This window comes from Qipengyuania triglochinis (genome assembly GCF_054655615.1).
The window spans coordinates 1,146,134-1,167,779 of sequence record NZ_BAAHND010000002.1 but is presented as its reverse complement, the minus strand read 5'-3'; the positions used below and the strand labels follow the sequence as shown (position 1 = coordinate 1,167,779).

Annotated in this window: 19 protein-coding genes and 1 pseudogene; 10 read left to right on the top strand and 10 right to left on the bottom strand. The window is 58.7% G+C overall.

The genetic code is table 11. The annotated features are described in order from the left end of the window. Positions 1 to 192: 192 nt before the first annotated feature. Complete coding sequence (locus ACYQ0G_RS11790; RefSeq protein ID WP_460102784.1) at positions 193 to 2,013, top strand: ABCB family ABC transporter ATP-binding protein/permease; 1,821 nt, start codon at positions 193 to 195, stop codon at positions 2,011 to 2,013. Positions 2,014 to 2,125: 112 nt separating this feature from the next. Next, on the top strand, positions 2,126 to 3,619 hold the full coding sequence (locus ACYQ0G_RS11785; protein ID WP_460102783.1) for a SulP family inorganic anion transporter: 1,494 nt from the start codon (positions 2,126 to 2,128) through the stop codon (positions 3,617 to 3,619). Here the strand turns inward: ACYQ0G_RS11785 and ACYQ0G_RS11780 are convergent, their stop codons facing one another. From ACYQ0G_RS11780 to ACYQ0G_RS11760, 5 genes are all read right to left on the bottom strand, one after another. Beyond that, a complete protein-coding gene (locus ACYQ0G_RS11780; RefSeq protein WP_460102781.1) occupies positions 3,620 to 3,991 on the bottom strand; it encodes an ACT domain-containing protein in 372 nt (123 codons plus the stop codon). It lies immediately after the preceding gene. A 21-nt stretch (positions 3,992 to 4,012) separates the two neighbouring features. Beyond that, on the bottom strand, positions 4,013 to 5,506 hold the full coding sequence (locus ACYQ0G_RS11775; protein WP_460102778.1) for a S41 family peptidase: 1,494 nt from the start codon (positions 5,504 to 5,506) through the stop codon (positions 4,013 to 4,015). A 64-nt stretch (positions 5,507 to 5,570) separates the two neighbouring features. Further along, the gene (hslU, locus tag ACYQ0G_RS11770) at positions 5,571 to 6,872 is read right to left on the bottom strand and encodes an ATP-dependent protease ATPase subunit HslU (RefSeq protein ID WP_460102776.1); all 1,302 of its coding nucleotides are present in this window, start codon (positions 6,870 to 6,872) and stop codon (positions 5,571 to 5,573) included. Between the two features lie 64 nt (positions 6,873 to 6,936). Then, positions 6,937 to 7,497 (bottom strand): ATP-dependent protease subunit HslV, encoded by a 561-nt coding sequence (hslV, locus tag ACYQ0G_RS11765; protein ID WP_460102774.1) that lies wholly within the window; start codon positions 7,495 to 7,497, stop codon positions 6,937 to 6,939. A 57-nt stretch (positions 7,498 to 7,554) separates the two neighbouring features. After that, a complete protein-coding gene (locus ACYQ0G_RS11760) occupies positions 7,555 to 8,031 on the bottom strand; it encodes an outer membrane protein assembly factor BamE (RefSeq protein ID WP_460102773.1) in 477 nt (158 codons plus the stop codon). A gap of 184 nt (positions 8,032 to 8,215) precedes the next feature. Between ACYQ0G_RS11760 and ACYQ0G_RS11755 the strand changes: the two genes are divergently transcribed. The 4 genes from ACYQ0G_RS11755 to ACYQ0G_RS11740 all read left to right on the top strand — a co-directional run bounded on the left by ACYQ0G_RS11755 (position 8,216) and on the right by ACYQ0G_RS11740 (position 10,466). Continuing rightward, positions 8,216 to 8,734, top strand: a complete 519-nt coding sequence (locus tag ACYQ0G_RS11755) for a ubiquinol-cytochrome C chaperone family protein (protein ID WP_460102771.1) — start codon at positions 8,216 to 8,218, stop codon at positions 8,732 to 8,734. Continuing rightward, positions 8,731 to 9,267 (top strand): YceD family protein, encoded by a 537-nt coding sequence (locus ACYQ0G_RS11750; protein WP_460102768.1) that lies wholly within the window; start codon positions 8,731 to 8,733, stop codon positions 9,265 to 9,267. The genes ACYQ0G_RS11755 and ACYQ0G_RS11750 overlap by 4 nt, the downstream gene beginning before the upstream one ends. A 45-nt stretch (positions 9,268 to 9,312) precedes the next feature. Beyond that, positions 9,313 to 9,711, top strand: coding sequence for an arsenic resistance N-acetyltransferase ArsN2 (gene arsN2 / locus ACYQ0G_RS11745; RefSeq protein WP_460102767.1), 399 nt, complete (start codon positions 9,313 to 9,315; stop codon positions 9,709 to 9,711). 350 nt (positions 9,712 to 10,061) lie between these two features. Continuing rightward, positions 10,062 to 10,466, top strand: a complete 405-nt coding sequence (locus ACYQ0G_RS11740) for a hypothetical protein (protein ID WP_460102765.1) — start codon at positions 10,062 to 10,064, stop codon at positions 10,464 to 10,466. Here the strand turns inward: ACYQ0G_RS11740 and ACYQ0G_RS11735 are convergent, their stop codons facing one another. The 4 genes from ACYQ0G_RS11735 to ACYQ0G_RS11720 form a co-directional block, all read right to left on the bottom strand. Beyond that, a complete protein-coding gene (locus ACYQ0G_RS11735; RefSeq protein ID WP_460102764.1) occupies positions 10,467 to 11,345 on the bottom strand; it encodes a hypothetical protein in 879 nt (292 codons plus the stop codon). Positions 11,346 to 11,354: 9 nt separating this feature from the next. Then, on the bottom strand, positions 11,355 to 13,826 hold the full coding sequence (locus tag ACYQ0G_RS11730) for a fimbria/pilus outer membrane usher protein (RefSeq protein WP_460102762.1): 2,472 nt from the start codon (positions 13,824 to 13,826) through the stop codon (positions 11,355 to 11,357). A 25-nt stretch (positions 13,827 to 13,851) separates the two neighbouring features. Continuing rightward, positions 13,852 to 14,502: a fimbria/pilus periplasmic chaperone gene (locus ACYQ0G_RS11725; protein ID WP_460102761.1), complete on the bottom strand. Its 651-nt coding sequence runs from the start codon at positions 14,500 to 14,502 to the stop codon at positions 13,852 to 13,854. 205 nt (positions 14,503 to 14,707) lie between these two features. Further along, positions 14,708 to 15,253: a Csu type fimbrial protein gene (locus ACYQ0G_RS11720; protein ID WP_460102759.1), complete on the bottom strand. Its 546-nt coding sequence runs from the start codon at positions 15,251 to 15,253 to the stop codon at positions 14,708 to 14,710. A 624-nt stretch (positions 15,254 to 15,877) separates the two neighbouring features. Here ACYQ0G_RS11720 and ACYQ0G_RS11715 point away from each other — a divergent pair. The 3 genes from ACYQ0G_RS11715 to ACYQ0G_RS11705 are packed head-to-tail and all read left to right on the top strand — an operon-like array spanning position 15,878 to position 20,171. Then, positions 15,878 to 18,643, top strand: a complete 2,766-nt coding sequence (locus ACYQ0G_RS11715; RefSeq protein WP_460102757.1) for a beta strand repeat-containing protein — start codon at positions 15,878 to 15,880, stop codon at positions 18,641 to 18,643. Positions 18,644 to 18,654: 11 nt separating this feature from the next. After that, positions 18,655 to 19,068, top strand: a complete 414-nt coding sequence (locus ACYQ0G_RS11710) for a curli assembly protein CsgF (RefSeq protein ID WP_460102755.1) — start codon at positions 18,655 to 18,657, stop codon at positions 19,066 to 19,068. Further along, positions 19,068 to 20,171, top strand: coding sequence for a CsgG/HfaB family protein (locus ACYQ0G_RS11705; protein WP_460102753.1), 1,104 nt, complete (start codon positions 19,068 to 19,070; stop codon positions 20,169 to 20,171). The genes ACYQ0G_RS11710 and ACYQ0G_RS11705 overlap by 1 nt, the downstream gene beginning before the upstream one ends. 97 nt (positions 20,172 to 20,268) lie before the next feature. Here the strand turns inward: ACYQ0G_RS11705 and ACYQ0G_RS11700 are convergent, their stop codons facing one another. Next, the gene (locus tag ACYQ0G_RS11700) at positions 20,269 to 20,994 is read right to left on the bottom strand and encodes an SDR family oxidoreductase (protein WP_460102751.1); all 726 of its coding nucleotides are present in this window, start codon (positions 20,992 to 20,994) and stop codon (positions 20,269 to 20,271) included. Between the two features lie 300 nt (positions 20,995 to 21,294). Here ACYQ0G_RS11700 and ACYQ0G_RS11695 point away from each other — a divergent pair. Beyond that, positions 21,295 to 21,639 (top strand): annotated as a pseudogene (locus ACYQ0G_RS11695) (AraC family transcriptional regulator); the annotation flags it as partial. Between the last annotated feature and the right edge of the window lie 7 nt (positions 21,640 to 21,646).

Sequence of the window (21,646 nt, the reverse complement as noted above, 5' to 3'; positions counted from 1 at the left end):
AAAGTTTTTTGAACTTTTTTCGAACCCGTCGCTTCCCGAGCATTTCTGCCTGTTTGATGTGGGTGCCGGGCCAGAACTTTCAAGAGGGCCTAGTAGAAACGTGGTGCAGGCTGCCGGACTGAAAGCAAGGTAATCTGGCAATTGCCCCGCGTGACCTTGCCCAGAACAGTGCGGCATCCCAAATAGCGGTCAATGCCACCCGATACCATTACCTCTGACCAGCGTCAGGATGCTGACAGCTGGAAAACGCTGAAGCGCTTCTTCCCATACCTCTGGCCTAAAGAGCACCCGGACTTGAGGCGGCGGATCGCGATCGCCATGGGCTTCGTGTTGCTGGCGAAAGCAACCACCTTGGCCCTGCCCTATGCGTATAAGAGAGCCGTGGACGCGATGACCACCCCGGCGAACGAGGCTGCGATGGTCGCGATCGCTTTTGTAATCGCTTATGCTGCAGGACGGCTCGCAAGTGTGGTGTTCGATAACACCCGCAACATCGTTTTCGAACGTGTCGGGCAGGAAGCGACGCGGCATCTGGCGGAAGACACTTTCGCCAGGCTCCACAACCTCTCGCTAAGGTTCCACCTTTCTCGACGCACTGGCGAAGTTACCAAGACGATCGAACGTGGAACGAAGAGCATCGATTCCATGCTCTATTTTCTGCTGTTCAATATCGCGCCGACGGTCATCGAACTGACTGCCGTTGCCATAATATTCTATTTCAACTTCGGTTGGGAACTGGTCGCAGCGACGGGAGCGACGGTCGTTACCTATATCGCTGTCACAAGGTGGATCACCGAATGGCGCACCAAGCTGCGCAGGCAAATGAATGACCTCGACGGGCAAGCCCTCTCGCGCGCGGTCGACAGCCTTTTGAATTATGAGACCGTCAAATATTTCGGCGCTGAGAAGCGCGAGCGCGAACGGTACGGCCGCGCTGCCCGTTCTTATGCCGAAGCCGCGATCAAGAGCGAAAATTCGCTCGGCATGCTTAACATGGTGCAGGCGCTGATCATGAACCTGCTGATGGGCGGCGCAATGGCCTATACCGTTTGGGGTTGGAGCAAAGGACAGCTGACGACGGGCGATCTAGTCTTCGTGAACACGTACCTCACTCAGCTATTCCGTCCGCTCGACATGCTGGGCTGGGTCTATCGCACGATTCGACAAGGCATCATCGATATGGCCGCGATGTTCAACCTGATCGATACTCCCGTCGAAGTGGCCGACAAGCCGGGAGCCCCTGCACTCTTAGTCAAAAGGCCTACCATCACTTTCGACCACGTGCATTTCGGTTACGAACCGGAGAGGACCATCCTTCATGGCCTTACCTTCGAAGTCCCTGCAGGCAGCAATATTGCAATCGTGGGCCCCTCGGGAGCCGGTAAGAGCACCATAGCGCGCCTGCTGTTCCGTTTCTACGACCCACAGCGTGGCCGCATCCTGATCGACGGACAGGACATCTCAGGTGTGACGCAAGAAAGCTTGCGGTCGCACATCGGCATTGTTCCGCAGGACAGCGTGTTGTTCAATGACACCATTGGCTACAACATTGCTTATGGCCGTGAAGGCGCAAAGCATGATGCAATCGTTGCTGCTGCTGACGCGGCTGCAATCCTGCCGTTTGTCGAACGACTGCCCGATGGTTTCGACACGGAAGTCGGCGAACGGGGCCTCAAGTTGTCGGGTGGAGAGAAGCAGCGGGTCGCTATTGCCCGTACAATGGTGAAAGACCCTCCGATACTTTTGCTGGATGAAGCCACCAGCGCCCTGGATAGCAGGACAGAGCAGGACATCTTGCGGACGCTGAAACGCGTTAGTGAGCATCGAACCACGCTGGCTATCGCTCACCGCCTCTCGACCATCGCTGACGCGGACCGTATCCTCGTACTGGACCACGGTCGGCTCGCGGAGATCGGCACACATGCGGAACTTCTTCGGAGAGGCGAACTCTACGCGGAGATGTGGGCCCGTCAGCAAGCGGAAAACAGCGAAGAGGAAAGCGCGCTCGCCTAAACACCTCTGCTATCGGTAAGGTGTGAGGGTTGTGCTGCAATGCACAATTGCTAAAGAGGGTCAGAGTTTTTCGGCGCGGGGCGCGCCTTTCCTTCAAAGCTGGACAACAAACATGCCTGACATCGGCGCGATCAAACGCGACTGGTTTTCCAACATCCGCGCAGACATTCTTGCTGGCATAGTCGTTGCGCTTGCCCTGATTCCCGAAGCGATCGGCTTCTCGATCATCGCAGGGGTCGATCCACGCGTTGGTCTTTATGCTTCTGTCGCCATCGCGATGGTCATCGCGTTCACCGGTGGCCGCCCAGGCATGATCAGCGCCGCGACGGCGGCAGTGGCCGTCGTCGTCGTACCTTTGGTGCGTGAATACGGAGTGGAATACCTTTTCGCTGCGACGATCCTGATGGGTATATTCCAGGGCATAGCCGCTTTGCTTCGGCTCGACCTTCTCATGCAGTTCGTCTCTCGTTCGGTCATAACCGGCTTTGTCAACGCTCTGGCAATTCTCATCTTCACCGCGCAGCTGCCGCAATTGACAAACGTCGGGTGGGAAACCTACGCGATGGTCGCTGCTGCTCTGGCGATTATCTACCTATTCCCCCGATTGACCACGGCAGTTCCCAGCCCCCTAGTGGCGATCATCGTCCTGACTGCCCTCAGCATTTGGATGGATGCTCCGGTTTACACCGTGGCGGATATGGGTGAATTGCCTGAGGGGCTGCCCTATTTCATCCTTCCGGACGTACCGCTTACGTGGGAAACACTGGCAATCATCGCTCCCTATTCGGCGACCATGGCTGCCGTTGGCCTGCTGGAATCATTGCTGACTGCGCAAATCGTGGACGATATGACTCATACTGGCTCTAACAAGCGTCGGGAAAGTGCAGGCCAGGGCGTGGCCAACATCGTCGCCGCGTTCTTCGGCGGGATGGGCGGATGCGCCATGATCGGCCAGTCGGTCATCAATGTCACGAGCGGCGGTCGCGGCCGCCTGTCGACCTTTACCGCCGGCTTGGCTTTGCTGATCCTGTTGGCCGTTCTCGGCAATCTTGTGGGTCAGGTGCCCATGCCTGCTCTTGTCGGGATCATGATCATGGTATCGATCGGTACATTCTCGTGGAATTCGATACCGAACCTTTCCAAGCATCCCTGGCAGTCCAGCGTGGTGATGCTGACGACGGTCGTCGTGGTTGTCGCCACCCATAACCTGGCACTGGGCGTATTGGCGGGTGTGATCCTTTCGGGTGTGTTCTTCACTCACAAGGTCATGACCATGTTCGAGGTGGTTCGCGAGCGCGAAGGTAACACTGCTATCTATAGGGCCAAGGGTCAGATTTTCTACGCCAGCGTAGAGCGCTTCGAAGCGGCTTTCGGCCCGGAAAGCTCCCAGCCCGATCCCGCCGACCATGTCGTTATCGACGTGCGCAAGGCGCATTTCTGGGACATCTCTGCCGTAGGCGCGCTGGACAAGGTCGTGGAGCGCATGCGCCGCAACGGCCGAAGCGTTCAGGTTCGCGGATTGAACAGGGCGAGCAGCGACCTCGTCGACAAGTTCGCACTGACCGACAAGACCGGCGTCGAAACCGGGCTTGCGCCACACCCCTGATCAGAGACTCATCTCTAGACCTTCCAGTATGGCCATGGCCTGGTCGGCGCGTGCCGCGGGTACGAACGCATGGTCGTGGTGGAAAGCTGCGACCATGTTGCAGGCAATTCCGGCCTCGGCCAATGCTGTCGCTATTTTTGCGGTGAGGCCGACTTCCTCCAGACCGGAATGGATCATCAAAGAGATCCTGCCAAAATCGGGGCCCTCGATACCAAGTTCATCGGCTGCACGAACGGGAACAATCGCCGTGATGCCTTCGTCCTCGCGGAAGGTTCCGATTGCTGAGCCCAACAACTGGGGAGCGTTGGCGGGATTGATGATGACAAACCGCCAGTATTGCCTGTCCAGACGTGGCTTAAGCGAGGTGCCCATTGAACTTGCGTGGTCCACAATTCATCCAGAGACTAGATCTGTCTCGATCCTGTCCAGGAACGCTTCAGTCGACCAGTCCAACTGATCCATCTCGATGTCGGGCTCGTAGATTACTCCCCATCCGCGCGGTCGTCCGACATATACCTTGCTCGGTATTACCAGCTGCCCGGGGCCAGCGGGAAGCGGAACGGATCGCACTTCCATGTACGTTGAATCGGCAGACGTCGGTGTGCCGATGAGTTTGGTGTTATCGAAAAGGGTGAAGAAGTCGTTCGCGTCGAGGCATGCGCTGGCGCACAGCCCCCAGTTCATCACATAAACCGGTGCCGTAAAATCGGTTTTTGCCGATACGTCCTGCCCCGGATTTGGGCTAACCTTATCCTCCGTTTCTCTCCAAAGAGGCTCGCCTGCATCACGCGCAGCTTTCATCTCTGTCGTTGCTTTAGACAACCAGTCGGCGATTTCGAGCTCGCCATTTTCGCGAAACTCAATTGTGGCCTCGTCCAGATAGGCGATCGTGTCCGGGCTGACGCGCCAATCGATAGCTTCGCTTCTGGGAACACGAGACTTGAGGGCGCTTTCACCCCATAATATCGAAGCCAGTCTGCGCGACCATTCCGACGATCCACCATTGTTGCCACGCATATCCAAGACGATGGCTCTTGCCTTCAGTAGCTCATCTCTCCTGCTCTCGACGGCCGAGTAGAGCGCGGCATATTCCGCCCGCATCCCTTCGTCGGGATCGAAATCCCCCAAGCCAATGACGAAAATCCCATCGCGAGGTTCACTGATAAGAGTTGGTTCTGCAGCAGGGAACACGCTTTCCCCGTAGAAGTCGCGCTCCTCCGCGTCGGGAACAGTCCAGTCCAAGATTCGGGTTAGCTCTTCTCCATCCGACAACGCAAAAGTGCATTCGCGCGGATGGATGCTCGTGGTCTCGCCTATGGAATAGAACAGTTGGGAAGGCCGGACCCACCACTGCCCTTGCTCATTCGGGCGGAAATTTCGGAACTGCAGCCGGTCCCTCAGGAAATCCTCGATCGCAGCACCATCGCATGCAGTAATCTGGCTGCCATTCAGGATCGCACTTCGATCCGGCGTACTGGCCAGCAGGCGGTCGCCGCGCCACAGCGCAACAAACCCCGGCCAGTATCGCGGAGCATCTGATGGAACTGGCGCAGAGACTGCGAAAGCCTGCGCATGTCCATCGGACAGAATTGAACTGAAACGGGCCAAGGCCAAAGCGTAGCCTGACCGGTCAGGGGCTTTCTCAGCGGCAGCCAGCCCGGCCGACCTCGCATCGCCTAGCTGCTGGAGAAAGCCTGGATTGGCGAGGTCGTAAACGCCCGGATGGTTTTCTATGAATTCGCGATAGGCCGCGAGAACATCAGTGCGTGCGGCCTCTGACCAATCACTTTCAGTCCAGTCCGCATATTCTGCCTGCGCACTATCCTGTGCGCTTGCCGGAATAGAGCCTGTGGCTGCCAGTAATGCAGCTGCAACGATTACCTTCACTATTGTCCTCCGACCCTCTAACACCACGGCAAGATAGAAGAATCATCCAGCCATGGTGATTTCGTCAGAGAATATACTTGCTCAGGTCCGTGTCGCCAGCAAGATCGTCAAGGCGTTCGCGAACGTAAGCCGCATCTATCGTGATGGTCTCACCTTTATGCTCTTCCGCTTCGAAGCTGATGTCTTCGAGCAAGCGCTCCATCACCGTCTGCAGCCGCCGTGCGCCGATGTTCTCTACGCTTTCGTTTACGCGGGCAGCGATTTTCGCCACTTCGGTGATGGCTTCGTCGGTTATGTCCAGAGTTACGTCTTCTGTACCGATCAGAGCCTTGTACTGCTGCGGAAGATTGGCGCGCGTCTCGGTAAGGATGCGGACGAAATCCTCTTCCGTCAGGGCGCGCAATTCGACCCGGATTGGCAAACGCCCCTGCAATTCGGGCAGCATGTCGGAAGGCTTCGAAACGTGAAACGCGCCGCTGGCGATGAAGAGGACGTGGTCGGTTTTCATCGGACCATACTTGGTAGCAACCGTGGTGCCTTCGATCAGAGGCAGCAGGTCACGCTGAACGCCTTCGCGGCTGACCGACCCGCCCCGAACGTCGCTGACAGCGATCTTGTCGATCTCGTCCAGGAATACGATGCCGTTGGTTTCTGCATTTTCCAGCGCGACGCGGTTCACGTCATCCTGGTCCATGCGCTTCTCGGCCTCTTCCTCGACCAGGCGATCCCATGCATCGGGGACCTTGAGTTTGCGGCGTTTGAGGTTTGACTTGCCCATCGCCTTGCCGAGCATGTCGGAAAGATCGATCATGCCGACATTGCCGGGCATGCCGGGTATCTCCATGTTCGACTGGGGCTGGTCCTTGACCTCGATCTCGACCTCGGTGTCGTTCATCGCGTTCTCGACGATCCGCTGGCGGAAAGCTTCTCGCGTTGCCTCGCTGGCGTTCTCGCCGACGAGGGCATTGAGCAAGCGCTCCATCGCCGCCTCGCTCGCGGTTTCGCGAACCGCTTCGCGCCGCCGATCCTTCTCCAGACGGATGGCTTCTTCGGCCAGGTCGCGTGCGATCTGCTCGACATCGCGGCCGACATAGCCGACCTCGGTGAACTTGGTCGCCTCGACCTTCACGAAGGGAGCTTCGGCAAGCTTGGCCAGACGCCGACTGATCTCGGTCTTGCCGCAGCCGGTGGGTCCGATCATGAGAATGTTCTTCGGCGTCACCTCGTCGCGCAGGTTGCGGTCGAGCCGCTGACGGCGCCAGCGATTGCGCAGGGCAACGGCGACAGCGCGCTTGGCTTCCTTCTGGCCGATGATGTGTTCATCGAGAGCGGCGACGATTGCCTTGGGGGTCAGATTTTCGATCAAGCTATCTTGTCCAATTTCACGCATATGAGGGGTGGCAATGTAGGATTGGCCCAGAGGGAATCCATCAGACCTCTTCGACGGTGACATTGCCATTGGTGAAGACGCAGATGTCCGCTGCGACCTGCATGGCCTTGCGGGCGATCACTTCGGCATCGTCTTCGTATTCGGCGATCGCCTTGGCGGCGGCGAGGGCATAGTTGCCGCCCGAACCGATGGCGGTGATGCCCCCTTCGGGTTCCAGCACATCGCCATTGCCGGTGAGGACGAGGAGGTTCTCCTTGTCCGCCACGATCATCAGCGCTTCCAGATTGCGCAGATATTTGTCGGTGCGCCAGTCCTTGGTCAGTTCGACCGCAGCGCGCAGCAGCTGTCCGCTATATTGTTCGAGCTTCTTTTCCAGCCGTTCGAACAGGGTAAAGGCGTCGGCCGTGGCCCCGGCAAAGCCGGCGACGACCTTGCCGCCTTCGCCGATCCGGCGAACCTTGCGGGCATTGGGCTTCATCACCGTGTTGCCCATGGAAACCTGCCCGTCGCCAGCGACGACGATGCGGTTGCCCTTGCGGACGCCGATGATGGTGGTTCCGTGCCACTGGACGAGGCCGTGGCGATTGTCCTGATCACTCATGCCGCGCGATATGGGGTGCGCGGCAGAGGGGTCAAGGCGAGGCGATCAAGCCGCGTGTCAGCGGCCCGGACCGCCCGGTCCCTGACCGCCGAGGCCCGGCTGACCGACAGTGCCGATATTGCCGAACAGATCTTCGAGGAATCCGCGCTCGCGGCCCAGTGTCGGCGTTTCCGCGCCATCGGGCGTGAGATAGACCACGTCCTCGATCCCGGTACGGTCCACCGAAAGGACATCGCCATCGGGGCCGAACTTCACGGCAAGCACCTGATGCGCTTCGACCCGGGGACGTACGAAGGGTTTGCGGCCCGTGGTGGACGACACGTAATACCAGGTCGGATCGCCGAACTGGCTGGTGAAGGTCGGGCGGCCCAGCGTCATTTCGACGCTGCGCTGATTGTCGATTCCCGGCTGGACCGAATTCAGCAGTACCGAATCGATGACATAGCCGCGGTTCTCCCGGATCGACGAGCAGGCCCCAAGGGAGAGGCCGGCTGCAACCAGTGCGGACGTGGCAAGGATTTTCGTGACCCTCATGGGAACTGCTTTACTCCGTTTCCGAGGCGCTTGGCCTGCTGGCCCGCGCGCCCTATATGCGCGAGCGAGGCCCTAAACCGCCGCGCGCGTCCATGCAACTTGGCTTTGCGTGCAACAGGGGATGGGCCCTGCCCCCGGCGGTTTGAATTGCCGCTGAACGATTTCGCGAAACGAGTACCGATCAATGTCTTTCCTCACCCGCCTCTTCGGCACGCAGCCAGACCCGCGCGAAGAATGGCGCCCGCTGTGGCACACGATTGTGGAACAGGCGCGCGAACCCGACTGGTATCGCATGTGCGGGGTGGCCGACACGCTGGAAGGCCGGTTCGACATGGTCACGCTGGTCCTCAGCCTGGTTCTCCTGCGCATGGAAGCAGACGAGGATCTGGCGCCGCACACCGCATTGGTGACCGAGCTTTTCGTGGAGGATATGGAAGGCCAGCTGCGCGAAGCCGGCATCGGCGATCCCACGGTGGGCAAGAAGATCGGCAATCTGATGAGCAGCATGGGCGGCCGCCTCGGCAGCTATCGCAGCGCCCTGGCCGATGAGGATCGCGCCGCGCTGGCCGAAGCGCTCAGGCGCAACGTCACCATGGCGCAGGAAGACGAAAGCCATGCCCTGGCCGAACGGATGATCCGGCTGCACAAAAGACTGGGGCGGACGACTGCCGACCAGCTGCGCGCCGGGGAGATTGCAGCATGAGCAAGGACAGCAACGAACTGGCGCGGGTGATAAAGCCGCGCGCCCTTCCCGCAGGATCGATGAATGTCGAAGCGGACGAGGCCGAGCGTGCGGCATTGGCGCGTCGGTTCGGCGTCAGCGAGATTCACAAGCTGACCGCCACCGTGGAGTTCGGCGAGAAGGACGGGGCGGTTCTGGCCGACGGCACTTTGTCCGCAAAGGTCGAGCAACCCTGCGCCGTCACCCGCGAAGATTTCGCCTACGACATCTCGGAAAGCTTCTCGCTCCGCTTTGTCCCCGCCGGGACCATGGGCGATTACGAAGAGGACGAGGAGTTCGAACTGACCGAGGAAGATCTCGACGAAATCGAATATGAGGGCGAAACCTTCGACCTTGGCGAAGCGATTGCGCAGGAACTCGGCCTTTCCATCGATCCCTATCGCGAAGGCCCGGGCGCAGATGAGCGGCGCGCCGAAGCTGGCATCGAAAGCGACGAGGAGCGCACCCCCACCGGGCCACTCGCCGAAGCGCTATCGGCGTTGAAGAAAGACTAATCCGTGGAGGTCATATCGCTTCATCCCTTTGGCGAGGCCAGCGATATGAACGACCTTGCCGCCGCGCTCGCGGCCGATGGACTACCCTATGACGACCTTTCGGAGCCGGGGCGCCAGTTCTACGTCATCCGCCGCGCGGACCGCCAGCTTGGCTATATCGGGATCGAGGGGACCGGAAGCGATCGCCTCCTGCGATCCTTCGTCATCCCGGCAGAACATCGATCTGCGGGAGTGGGCAGAGAAGCCCTCGCCGCTCTGGAGGGCCATGCCCGGGATGCCGGCACCAAACGGCTTCACCTTCTGACAACAACGGCCGCGGAGTTCTTTCGCCGGAGTGGCTACCAGCCTGCGAGCCGGGAGGACGCTCCAAACGACATTGCCGGTTCAAGAGAATTCACGACGCTTTGCCCGGCGAGTGCAGAGTATCTCGTGAAGGAATTGTGATCCGTTCGAAACGACGGTGATCGGAGCTGCACGAGCGCAGTCCGAGTCACGCAGATGTCCCGATTACTTCGGTTATGAGGCCAGCTCGGATCAACTGAGCGGTACCTGCACTCTAGCCCTTCCGCTACACATTCGGACCTCGAAAGAGCCCCGTCCGCCAACGACGAAACAGTTGCGGGCACCGAAGAGTATGAGCGGGCCATCTGGCCAAGTCCCCGAGGTGTTTCGGTTAACCAGTTCATCGCGCCGCGTTTTCCAAGTGGCAGCCCGCGGAACTTTGGCAGTGCGATGCACATTGTAGTGAATATTAACTATTATGGGTTAGTCGAGAACCATCTTGGAGACTGACTATGCAGAAATCTTGTCTTATTCTGATTGCGGCTCTGATGGGCACTTCGGCACACGCCAAGGCGAGTGATCTGGGCGGATTTTCAATGTCTGCCGTAGTCCCCGAGCACTGCGACATTGCTTCCGACGCACTTTCGATCGATCCGGCTTCAGGCGAAGCGCGCGGGACGCTGACGGAATTCTGCAATTCGTCGCGCGGCTACCATATCCTTGCAAGCCACCGTTCGCTTGCAGCCAATGAGAAAGTCGAAATCGACTTCAACGGGCAGTCCGTTTTGCTCAGCGCTTCGGGTCAGTCCCCCATTGCATTCCGGTCCGGCCCCCGCATGAGCCGGGAACCTATCGCCGTGCGATCGGAAAACCTGAATAGCGACATGGCGATAAGCCTGTCGCTTGCCCTCTACTGATCAGAGCGGCGACACCGTGACCGTTACCCGGTCGGAATAGCTTCCGGCGCGAGCCGTTGCCGGACCTGCCTGAACGCTGAGGCGGTGAATAATGCCAAGGGGCGGCGCGACGCTGGGTATAGTGAATTCGCTTCCCGTCGCGAGGTTTACGAGCATATTATCCATCCGCAGATCGTAGGGGATCTGGTCGAGACCAGCCTCATGCGCCAGAACGCCGGCATTTTCCGAAGTGAAGCTCACACTATAGGGGGAAGTGCTCCACACCCGCACACCGAAGGGATCGGACTGGTTGGGTCTTTCCTTCCCGATGGTCCCGAGATTGATCGAACGGATTGTTTCCGTCCCCGTCGCCCCGACCAAGCGCATGCTGACCGAAGACGGTATCTGCATGTTGATTGTCAGCACATGCCGATCGAGTACCTCACCGGCAGCATCGAGAAGCGTGAGCAGGAACTGTTCACTTCGAAAGCCCGCCTCAATCCCCCAGCGTGTAGGAACTGTAACGATGAACGGCACCGCGCGGCCGTTCGCGCCACCGGGAATTCCGTTCACCAGAAAATCGCTCTCCGCAGTGGCGGCAGATGCTTCCGTCGGCAGGATGTCGATCGAGTTCGAGCCTGACCGCAAGCTGTAGGCAAGCGGAGATCCAATGTTCGCCCCATCGATGCGCGCGACACGGATGCTCGCCGTACAGCGTCCTCTGCCTTCGTTGCGCACGCGAATGTTGAAGTTTTCGCGGGACACCTCATTTGCGCCGACATTCACGCCCCCGACCGTCACCGTGGTGCTCGCCTCGGTGAATTCGGGGGCGCAATCCTTTGCCATCGCCGGCGAGGAGAACAGGGAGGCGAAAGCGATCGCCTTGATGAAGTTTTTCATGCGTTTCTCCTAATCCTCCATTGCGGGCAGGTCGACTTCGTCGAGGCGAAGCAGGCCGGCGTTGTCTTCGGGAACGCTTATTTCGAATTCCCGTCCTTCGCGGCTGATCGTAACCCGGTAGGTTTTGCCCGGCGCCAGGCCGATGATACCGAACCTGCCTCTGGAATTGGTAAAGAACGGCATGGGTTCGAAGCCCTCGTCATCCACCGAAGTGATCGTGCCCGACCACAGTTCGGCCTGCGCCCCGCCAACTGTGAGCGTACCCACCGCGCTGACGAAACGGGAATTACCAACCACGATCTTGTAACCAGAGCGGAAGCGTGGCTCCACTCGCGCCGTACCATCCCCGACGGCCACGACCTGGTCGGCCCCCGCCAGATCGTACTGGATCGACTGGACATTGTAGGATGACAGGTCCGATTGAACGGCGGCCCCGAGTGGTCCGCTGCGCGCCGTATATTCGTTGTCGCTCAGCGAACGGCCCGAAATCACTTCCTGTTCGCGAAGGACCTGATTGGGTTTGAGCACGGCGAAGGAATCAAAAATCGGGCGACCGATGCCAAACGAACCGTCGGCATAGGCCAGCGATGTTCCCACCTGCAGGCGCGCGCGCTGGTCGGATGTGAGATCGCCGAAACCGGTGCCGCTGGATATTACGCTTGCCCGTGCATCGAACCGGTTACCGACATAATTGACGCTACCGTCCACGCTGGTGGACCCGCGCGTATCGGAAAAGCCGACGTCATAGCCGAAGGAGCCCACAGAATTGTCCGACCCGTGTGAGGCCGTGACACGGGTTGTTTCCCTCCGGCTGCGGTAATCCGCATTCAGGCGGCTGCGATCGCCGAATTGCCAGGCGAGACCGAGGTGAACGCCGAAGCTCTTGTCGGTAAATTCATCCTCGCCGAAGACGAGACCGCCGGTCAGCCTCATCCGATCCGTCAGCCGGTGGAAGACATCGACGAACGCCAGCTTGCGATCGTCTCTATTCCCGCCGCGCTTGGAATAGAGGACGCCGGCGCTGGCGTAGGTTCTTTCGGTGAGCGACTGGGTGTAGCTTCCGGAGACTGTCAGCAGGTCGAAATCGCTTGGAAATATGTCGCCGATCGTGGTGTAATTCGCGCTTTCGTAATCGACGGTAATGCTCAGTTGTCGACGGTCCGCCAGGCTGTTGCCGCCCTGCACGCGGTATCCGGCCCTCACCGACACACCCGTACCATCTGCAAAACTTGTGGCCACCTGTGCATCGAAGACGCCCGGCATTACTTGCGGCACGAAGGTCGTCTCGGCCGCGATGACCTGCACGTCTTCGGACACTTCGAGCGCGCCACCGAGGATGAGTGTCTCGTTCAGGGCGCGGCGGTAATACCCCGTCGCGACCGGGTCGCCAGTGTAATCGGGCTCGAATTCGATATCGCGCGCGATGAAGCCCGCACCGAGGACATATTCGTCCTCCCCCACGGCCAGATCGAGGGGTTCGAAAAAATAGTCGAGGTCGAGAGCCTGACGCCGGCCGGCAGAGTCCGTGATCACCACCCGCACATCGTTCGAACCGGTTTCCAGCGGGAGATTGCTGAAATCGTAGCGTCCCGGCTCGAGCTGCAGTGACCTCACCACGTCATCGTTCACGATCACTTCGACATCCGAACGGCTGTCGAGGAAAATTTCCCGCCCGCTGAGCAGCGGGACCGCGATGAATGGATCGAAGATTCGGCGCCGCTTCTCGACCGCGACGCCGCCGATGAAGGGCGTTCTCAGCACGGGAATAGTGTTCAGCCGAAGATCGCCTGCCTGGTAGCGGCGATAACTGTCGGGATCATCGTAAATGGCACGGACACTGCGGCGGTAGAAGCGGTAGTCTTCGCTAAACTGGCCGGTCAGCGCGCCGTCGAACTCGAGTACGACGTTGCGATAGCGCGCCGCTCCGAACGCGAAAAAGCTCGGCGTGTCCGCCCCGTCATTGTCCGAATAATCGAGGTTGGCGTTGATGTTCATGTAGGCGCTGAACTCAGCCGGCTCGATTGTGGGGAGCTCGGATGGAATGGGGGAATACCGTTCCCCGCCAAGCGAACCTACCGGACGAAATTCGCCGGGAAGAGTTTCAAGTACCAGTTCGAGCCGGCCATCGTCGAAACGCAGCGGGAAACCCTCCGCTGCAAGACGGGCAGGAGTTATGAAACGGGTATCACCGAGCACCTCATCGAGCGCCGCCAAGCCATCTTCATTCAGCAGTTGGGCCAGTTGGAGGCGCAGGCTTTCACGCTCGATCCGGGTTTCTCCGCCATACGGAGAGGTTTCCACCACCACATCGCCCAGCACCCGCTCGCCGTAAACGAGTGGTACAGCGAAGGTGATCTTCCGCTGGCTGGCGGGAACTTGTGACGGAGCGGTCTGCCAGGCAATCTTCTGCGCCCAAGCAGGCGTTGGCGCGACCGCTGCCAAAGCGGCAGAAATAGCGATCCTGCTCGCCAGCCCCTTCATGCTCCTGCCCCCATCTCGCATAATCTTAGGGGTTGATCTCGACCTGGACGCTGCCGGGGTTCAGCTTGACATCGGTCGGCAGAAAGAAACGCCGCGCGCGGCCCGGGCCGACCACACCTACGCCGATGTGGCGGGTCAACTCGCCACCTTTGAATTTCCCCTCGTAAGGAGCGCCGTCGGATGTCACGCCCGTGACGACCCAATCGGACAGGCCTGCCATGAAATATCGGTTGCCGTCATTTCGAACCAGCAGTTTGAGGCCGTTCTTCTCATCCTGTGTGGCGGGGCTCACCTCTGCCACAGCGGGCAGCGGAGCGGTCCCGTCGGGGACAACATTGATGAGGACGTTGTAGTTCACGACGATCTGGACTTGCGAGGCTTCGCCCTCGAATTCGACGGGCACCTGGCGCAGCGCGAGGTAGTAGATCTCGGATTGGGGAAGCTCTGGCTCGCCCACATATTGAACGCGAAAAACTTGCTGGGAATTGCCCTCGACGATTGCTTGTGCCGGGAAGACCAAGAACTGGTCCTCTGCCGGGGTCATTTGTAGCTCGCCATCCTCGGTAATGACGCCGCGCATTACGATCGCCTCGAAGGGAATATCGCGCAAACTGTCGTTTGTCATTTCAACGCGCGCGATCGAGTTCTGGCCTGCCGGCTTTAGCTCAACGATCATCGGGGAAATCTTAGCCGCCTGGCCGACCGCAGGATGCAAGATCAGAGCGAACCCCGCCAGTATCTTAAGTCCTTGGCGTATGAATGAACCCACGACTGCAGCCCTTTGTTATTTTCTCAATCCGCCTCGGCACGATCACCGTAATGGCGGGAAGTGAGAGAGGGGGCGCAAAACGCCCCCTCCCGGTTAATCACGGCCGGTGTGATCAGATTGCGCCGAGATTCACGGTCGCGGTGGAGGAATAGGCGCCTGCGAGAGGACGCTTGCCCTTTAGATCTTCTTGATTAACCACAACCGACAGTTTTGCGCGGTCGTGAAAGGCGTCGGTGTTCGTTTTGGAATCGCCTTCCTTGGTCAGCGAATCGAAGAACATCTTGCGGAACGACGTACCGTCGGATGCTTCGAGACCCATGCGAACCGGGATCACATTGGTGAAGTCGTCAGCGTCGGGCCCGTCGTTTGCTTCGTCGGTCGTCATCGATTCAGCGGCGATCGCCATATCGGCACCGTAGTTGCAGCTAACCCAGATATTCTGCGTTTGAGTACGGCGGCCGAAGGTGCCTTCAAGGGCGCTTTCGCCCGGATCTTCGTTAATTGCGAGATTGCCGAAGTTGACATCCTTGGGCGCTTCAACACTGCATTCTGGCAGAATGTTGGCGCTGATCGTGAAGCTTTGGCTGTCCGTGTCGCCGGCATAAGCAGCGGTGCTGAAAAGAGCGGCCGACATGGTCGCGAAAACAAGCTTCTTCATAGGGGGTACCCTCTCTAAGACTGAATATCGAAATTGGACGTCGATGTGCGGTTCCGAGATTGGTGAATGAACCAGATAGGTTCGAATCAATCTCGAAGTGCGACGACCGGGGACTACGAAGATTTTCGCAATCCGGCCGGAGAGATCCGCCTTTGTCCCAGATTGATGCAGTCTTAGTGTAAATCGGTCCACGTTATGAGATTGGCCCGGATCAGGCCGAACGAAGTACGGACACCTAGTTCACGTAACTCATATAAATCAGTTTGCCCGAGCGCACGAGCGCGTCACTGTAAAGTCATCGCTTTGACGATCGCCAAGCGGATGCTGCCGCGCTCTCGCCCCTTGGCCTAAAAGGACCCGCGGCTAAAACTTACGCTTTTTTGCAAGAAAGAACGCCCCACCGTAGGTCGCGCACAACTTATCGATAGTACACCCTGTGGGGTAGATTGTAATTTCTGACACTAATAGGGTCTCGAATCGCAGACGCTAAATATTACTATATGCTTTTATTACCTTTTATATTATAGCCTAGAAGGTGATCATGCATTATAAATTAAAATACGCCTAGTTTCTTTAATGTTTACCTTGAGTGAGGTCTAGATTAACTTATCGCGGAGAAGGATAATGCGCGCCAACCTTTCTGTTTCATCTATTGCAATAGCATTTGCGATAATTTCCAGCGGGTCATCCGCTCGTGCTCAGCAATCAGGTAATAGCCAGACCATCATTCAGGCTGACGAGGAAACACGCAGGAACTCGACCGCGAGGATCGAACAGGATGGCAGGGAGAACAAAGCAGACGGTACGTTCAGGGGGCGCGAATCGGTCACTCTTTTCAACGGCGAAACCGTCGATCTGGCGCCCAATGGTGCAGGGATCTACCAAGACGGCTCGGGCTCGACCGCGACAATAGATCAGTTTGGAAAAGGCAATGCTGCGGCCATTGACCAGGCAGATACTGTTGAAGGTGGTGCTGACAGTTCGACTGCGGTGATAAAGCAGGGTGAAAGCGGCAATGAAGCTCGTGATTCGATCGCTTATATCGAACAAGCCGGGGATGCGAGCGAGGCCACTATCGAGCAGAATGGTCGTCGCAACCAATCTTTCGGCGTCCAGCGAGGCAACTTGAGCGGAAGCCAAACAGGCAACAAGCAGACTCATACGATTGATGGCAACGACAATAGCAGCGAGATTTTTCAGGATGGTATCGCCAATGAAGCCGATGTTACCCTTACAGGCTCTCGGAACACAGGCCTGATCTCGCAGACAGCGCAACTCGACCGTGCTTCTATCAGTGCCAAGTCCGGAAAAGACAACCGGATCGAAATCAGCCAGTCGGGAAGCAGCGAAGGCAATAACGCCGATGTGGATGTGAATGGCGCGGACAATGACGTCACGATTGCCCAGAATGGCATGGGTGGCCAGCATGAAGCCACGGTTACACAAGCTGGGAAGAGACTGACCGCCGACGTCTCCCAGACGGACACGACCGAGGCGGGTGAAGGCAATCTCGCGACCATCAACCAGAACGGCAGGGATTCCAGTGCGACTTCTCTGCAAAACGGATCTGGGGGCGGCAATAGTGCTCAGATTGCTCAGGAAGGTTCCGGTTCGAGACGCCTTGATGCGCTCATCGACCAGGATGGCGATGGCGGGTCGAACAAGGCCGATATCGATCAGACGGGTTATGACCAGCTAGCCGAAATCACGCAAAACGGTCTTGGCGGAGGGAGCGTTGCCGCAGTCGATCAGTCCACCGACAACACGCGGCTGAACGCCGCGCGAATTACACAGACCGTGGATGCGGAAAACGGGACAGACGAAGTAGACGTCGATCAGGGTGGCAATCGAAATACGGCCAATGTCGCCCAGTCGCGTGCATCTGGTGGTACCGGCAACACTGCAACGGTGGTTCAACCGGGTGAGAGCGGAACGGCGGACATCGACCAGTCCGGCGAAGGCCAGCTCGCCAATGTCGCTCAGAACGGCAAGCTCGCGGTGGCGACTGTCGAACAAAGCGGCTTTGGTCAGAACACTGCCGATTTAGACCAGGCTGGCAAACAGAATGAAGGTACGATCCGCCAGAGCGGTGCAGGCGGTGGGAGCATCGCCGGAATTGATCAGTCGACAAGCGGAATATCCGAAAACACGGCGACTATCGTTCAGGCGATCGATGCTCAGGCCGGTACCGATAATGCGGACATCGACCAAGGTGGTAACCGCAATACAGCCCGTGTCGCGCAGGCGCGTGCAGATGGTGGTACCGGGAACACCGCCACGATTGTCCAACCGGGCAATGACGGTAAGGCGGATATCGATCAGTCGGGCGAAAGCCAACTCGCCAATGTGGCGCAAAATGGCAAGTTCGCCGTTGCGACTGTGGAACAGAGCGGCTTCGGTCAGAACACTGCCGATATCGATCAGGCAGGCAGGCAGAACGAAGGCACCATCCGTCAAAGCGGAGCTGGCGGTGGCAGCGAAGGTTCAATCGACCAGTCAGCCAGCGGAGCGTCCGATAACACGGCCACTATCGTTCAGGCCATCGATGCTGAGGCCGGCACCGATAACGCCGATATCGATCAGGGCGGAAAAGAGAATCGCGCGAAGGTCACTCAGACGCGGTTGGCAGGCGGAACCGGCAGCAATGCTTCGATCACCCAGCCGGGACGCAACAATTCGGGCACGATCGATCAGGATGGAAGCAATTTGTTGGGCCAGATCAGCCAGAACGGCGCGATGAACGAGGCGATTATCGAGCAAGCAGGCGAAGGCACTGCGGCCACGGCATCGATTGCCACCGGTACGGGGGCTGACAGCAACTTCGCGCGCATTATTCAGGACAGCGGCGGGACGATCGCCTCGATCGACCAGACTTCAAGCCGCAACAGTGCTAGGATCACGCAGGTCAATGCGCAGCCGATGAACGGTACGGTGGAAGCAGACATCGATCAGGGATCGGGCGAACGTAACGATGCCGAGATAGATCAGGCTGGAGAGGGTACGGCACGTGTCGCCACCATCGCGCAGGCAGGGTCCGAGAACCGCGCTTTCCTCGAGCAGGGCGGCGATGGTAGCACGATTACGGCGACGCTCCAGCAGTCTGGCAATCGGAACTACATCAACGCAGTGCAGATGGCCGAGGGTGGCAACAATCTCGCGCTTAACCTGCAGCAACAGGGCAACAACAATCGCATCGAATACGAACAGCGCGGATTCGAACTTGGCGGAGAAGTCTCGCAGGACGGCAATAACAATTTCGTCGATGTAACCCAGACTGGCAGCGGCTATGACGTGGCGATCACTCAGGAAGGCAATGGCCTGAGCTTCACCATGACCTATGATGGTCCGTCGCCGACGGGCGGTGGCTATACTGTTACCCAAACCGACTGAGGGGCTGTCAGATGAGGAAAGAATTGCGGCGGAACGCGATCGCCGGTCTTCTTGCAGTTACTTTGCCTGCGAGTGTTGCACAGGCCGGGGACGTCAAATACCGTCCGATCAATCCGAACTTCGGAGGCAATCCCTTCAACGGCGATTACCTGCTGAATCAGGCGCGTTTGCAGAACCAGCACGAGGAAGATGCGGAGGATCCGCTCGAGCGGTTCGATCGCGACCTGACCCGACGGTTGCTCAATCGTGCGGCATCGGAAATCGAGGACCGGCTATTCGGCGAGAATCCCGAAGACTCCGGAACCATTCCTTTGGGCGATTTGCAGATCGAGTTTGAGCGGATCGGCGCCAGCATCTTTCTCAAGGTCGTGGACCTGGTGACAGGCGGCGTAACCGAGATTGAAATTCCAGCTCCCGGCTCCTGATGATGCAGCTTCTGTCGATGATGCGACGCGGGTCAATTACATGTGCGGCTCTCGTACTGGGCGGCTGCGCATCCCTTCCAACCCCGTCGGGCGTTGAGCCAAGGCTAGCTGATTCCACCCAGACAGAGCGCCGTCTGCAAGAGCTGCCTCCACCTGCAGAGCCCGTGATCGTGGCGGTCTATCAGATGCCGGACAAAACCGGCCAGCATAAGCCGAACGACGATTTTTCAGAATATTCGCGCGCGGTTACGCAGGCTGGCACGGAGATACTAATCGAGGCATTGCAGGAAGCCGGGCGCGGCCAATGGTTCGTCATTCTCGACCGGTCCGGTCTGGATAGCATCTTGCGGGAGCGACAGCTCATTCGCTCGACGCGCGAACAATATCTTGGTCCGGACGGAAAGCCGCTCGGCCCACCGCCGCCGCTCCTCTATGCGCCCGTATTGATCGAGGGGGCAGTCGTCGCTTACGAAACCAACACCTATACAGGCGGTGCCGGAGCGCGCTTCCTGGGTATAGGAGGCAGCACGGTTTATGAGCACGATCGCGTTACGGTAAGCCTACGCGCCTCCAGCACACAGAATGGCCGGCTTTTACGGAGCGTTTCGGCAACGAAGGAAATCTATTCCCAAGGTATTCAGGCTGGCCTTTTTCGTTTTGTCGACTTCGACGAACTCCTTGAGGGGGAACTTGGATATTCGGTCAATGAGCCGCCCCAACTCGCCGTGAGACGTGCAATCGAAAAAGCCGTATACGCTCTGGTCATCGAAGGCGCACTAAGCGGCGCATGGAGCTTTGCGGACACTAATGCAGCGCAGCCGATTATTCAGGAATATCTCGAAGAGCGCGATGGTACCGTATCTATGAACCTGCCTGCACCTCCATCTCCGGGGGAATTGGCACCGGTAGATGACCGCTCCCGCGTGCGTGAACCGGCACCCTCGACCGACTTTTCCAACGAATTAGCCCAACGCCTCCGCGAAGCGACAGAGGATGGAGCAGATGCGGGCGATAGGGTGCGTGACGCAGATAGCACTGTTTTTGAGCCAACGCCGGAGAGCCGTCGCGACACCCCGCCACCGCAAAATCGTCCGGAATTCTGAGCGGCAGCCAGAAAGGACGTCGTGGGTCGTGATGGCGGTGTGCCACTCATGCTGGACTCTCTTCAGTCCAACGTCGGTGCACGCAATCTAGGGTCCGCTACATACCCGCGGCAGTGGGGCGAACGATTACTTCGTTGATATCGACGCCTTCGGGCTGTTCCAAAGCATAGCGGATCGCGCGGGCGATGGCATCGGGGGTCAGTGATTTTTGACGCCATGTCTGCAGTGCAGATGCGATTTCAGGATCGGTGATCTCACGGCCAAGTTCGGTGTCCACCACCCCGGGCGAAATAATCGTGGTTCGTATGTCGTCGTGCTCCTGCCGCAGCCCTTCCGTGATCGCCCAGACGGCGTATTTGGTCGCACAATAGACAGCTGCGCTAGGCATCACGAAATGAGCCGCGATCGAAGCCACATTTACGACGTGACCGGACTGCTGCGCGACGAACTTTGGCAGGACGGCCGCTATGCCATTTAGTACGCCGCGGACGTTCACATCAATCATCCGGGTCCACTCCTCCTGTTTCAGCGCTGCGAGACGCGATAGCGGCATGACACCGGCGTTATTGATGAGCACGTCGACGCTGCCGAACCGTTCACATCCCGCGCCGGCGAACTTTGCAAAGCTCGCCGTATCGGTCACGTCCAGTTCCTGCCACGCGACACTCTCGCCCAGCTCATCCGATAAGGCCTCAAGCCGGTCGGTACGCCGGGCGCCGATAAGAAGCCGTGCGCCCGCCGCTGCGAGCTCGCGCACTGTCGCTTCGCCAATGCCACTGGAAGCCCCAGTGATAAGCACTGTTTTGTCGATGCTGTTGGTCATTTACGATCCTTTCCTGTTACCGTTGCGACCAGCGACAAATGGCCCGACCTTTCCGCAAAGCGTGAGAGCAATCTCCCGGAAGTCTTGCCCAATCCTCCGAGATAGCATGCTGACCGATTGCAAATCGCGTCCGCTTAAGCTCACAGGATGGGCATGCAGCAGATATCCGAACTCGCAGCGTTGATTACGCGCCAGGTCCCGCGAACGGGCATGGTCGATACCGCCATTCCTTGCCTGTCGCTCTTTCGTGCCGATCAGCCGACTGAGCCGCTCCCAGCAGTTTAGGAGGCATCAGTTTGCCTGATAGCCCAAGGGTCCAAGGAGGTGTCTCTCGCCGCAAAGAGGCTCACTTACGACGCGAAGCATTATTTGCTGGTCTCGGTCGATTTACCATTGGTTGGCCATGTCACCGAGGCGAGCCGCGACAAGCCCTACCTCTGTGCGAAAATCGATATCGATCAAGCTGCATTGGCCGACATCATCATGGCGGAAGGAAAGCGCGCGCCGCAGGCAGAATCGCCAGCCCTGGCAGTGCATGAAAGCGATCGTGATCTGGTGGACGCAGCGTGCCGCTTGCTGCGGCTACTCGACCGAACGGAAAGTATCGCTCCGCTTGCTCCGCTGATCGAGCGGGAACTTCTCTATCGACTCG

What these genes read in the sequence shown, in the direction of transcription:
- ACYQ0G_RS11700 (WP_460102751.1), bottom strand. Translation starts at nt 20,994, where the DNA reads ATGACCAACAGCATCGACAAAACAGTGCTTATCACTGGGGCTTCCAGT.
- ACYQ0G_RS11755 (WP_460102771.1), top strand. Translation starts at nt 8,216, where the DNA reads ATGTCTTTCCTCACCCGCCTCTTCGGCACGCAGCCAGACCCGCGCGAA.
- ACYQ0G_RS11785 (WP_460102783.1), top strand. Translation starts at nt 2,126, where the DNA reads ATGCCTGACATCGGCGCGATCAAACGCGACTGGTTTTCCAACATCCGC.
- ACYQ0G_RS11720 (WP_460102759.1), bottom strand. Translation starts at nt 15,253, where the DNA reads ATGAAGAAGCTTGTTTTCGCGACCATGTCGGCCGCTCTTTTCAGCACC.
- arsN2 (WP_460102767.1), top strand. Translation starts at nt 9,313, where the DNA reads ATGAACGACCTTGCCGCCGCGCTCGCGGCCGATGGACTACCCTATGAC.
- ACYQ0G_RS11725 (WP_460102761.1), bottom strand. Translation starts at nt 14,502, where the DNA reads ATGATCGTTGAGCTAAAGCCGGCAGGCCAGAACTCGATCGCGCGCGTT.
- ACYQ0G_RS11735 (WP_460102764.1), bottom strand. Translation starts at nt 11,345, where the DNA reads ATGAAAAACTTCATCAAGGCGATCGCTTTCGCCTCCCTGTTCTCCTCG.
- ACYQ0G_RS11715 (WP_460102757.1), top strand. Translation starts at nt 15,878, where the DNA reads ATGCGCGCCAACCTTTCTGTTTCATCTATTGCAATAGCATTTGCGATA.
- ACYQ0G_RS11705 (WP_460102753.1), top strand. Translation starts at nt 19,068, where the DNA reads ATGATGCAGCTTCTGTCGATGATGCGACGCGGGTCAATTACATGTGCG.
- ACYQ0G_RS11760 (WP_460102773.1), bottom strand. Translation starts at nt 8,031, where the DNA reads ATGAGGGTCACGAAAATCCTTGCCACGTCCGCACTGGTTGCAGCCGGC.
- hslV (WP_460102774.1), bottom strand. Translation starts at nt 7,497, where the DNA reads ATGAGTGATCAGGACAATCGCCACGGCCTCGTCCAGTGGCACGGAACC.
- ACYQ0G_RS11750 (WP_460102768.1), top strand. Translation starts at nt 8,731, where the DNA reads ATGAGCAAGGACAGCAACGAACTGGCGCGGGTGATAAAGCCGCGCGCC.
- ACYQ0G_RS11740 (WP_460102765.1), top strand. Translation starts at nt 10,062, where the DNA reads ATGCAGAAATCTTGTCTTATTCTGATTGCGGCTCTGATGGGCACTTCG.
- ACYQ0G_RS11710 (WP_460102755.1), top strand. Translation starts at nt 18,655, where the DNA reads ATGAGGAAAGAATTGCGGCGGAACGCGATCGCCGGTCTTCTTGCAGTT.
- ACYQ0G_RS11780 (WP_460102781.1), bottom strand. Translation starts at nt 3,991, where the DNA reads ATGGGCACCTCGCTTAAGCCACGTCTGGACAGGCAATACTGGCGGTTT.
- ACYQ0G_RS11730 (WP_460102762.1), bottom strand. Translation starts at nt 13,826, where the DNA reads ATGAAGGGGCTGGCGAGCAGGATCGCTATTTCTGCCGCTTTGGCAGCG.
- ACYQ0G_RS11790 (WP_460102784.1), top strand. Translation starts at nt 193, where the DNA reads ATGCCACCCGATACCATTACCTCTGACCAGCGTCAGGATGCTGACAGC.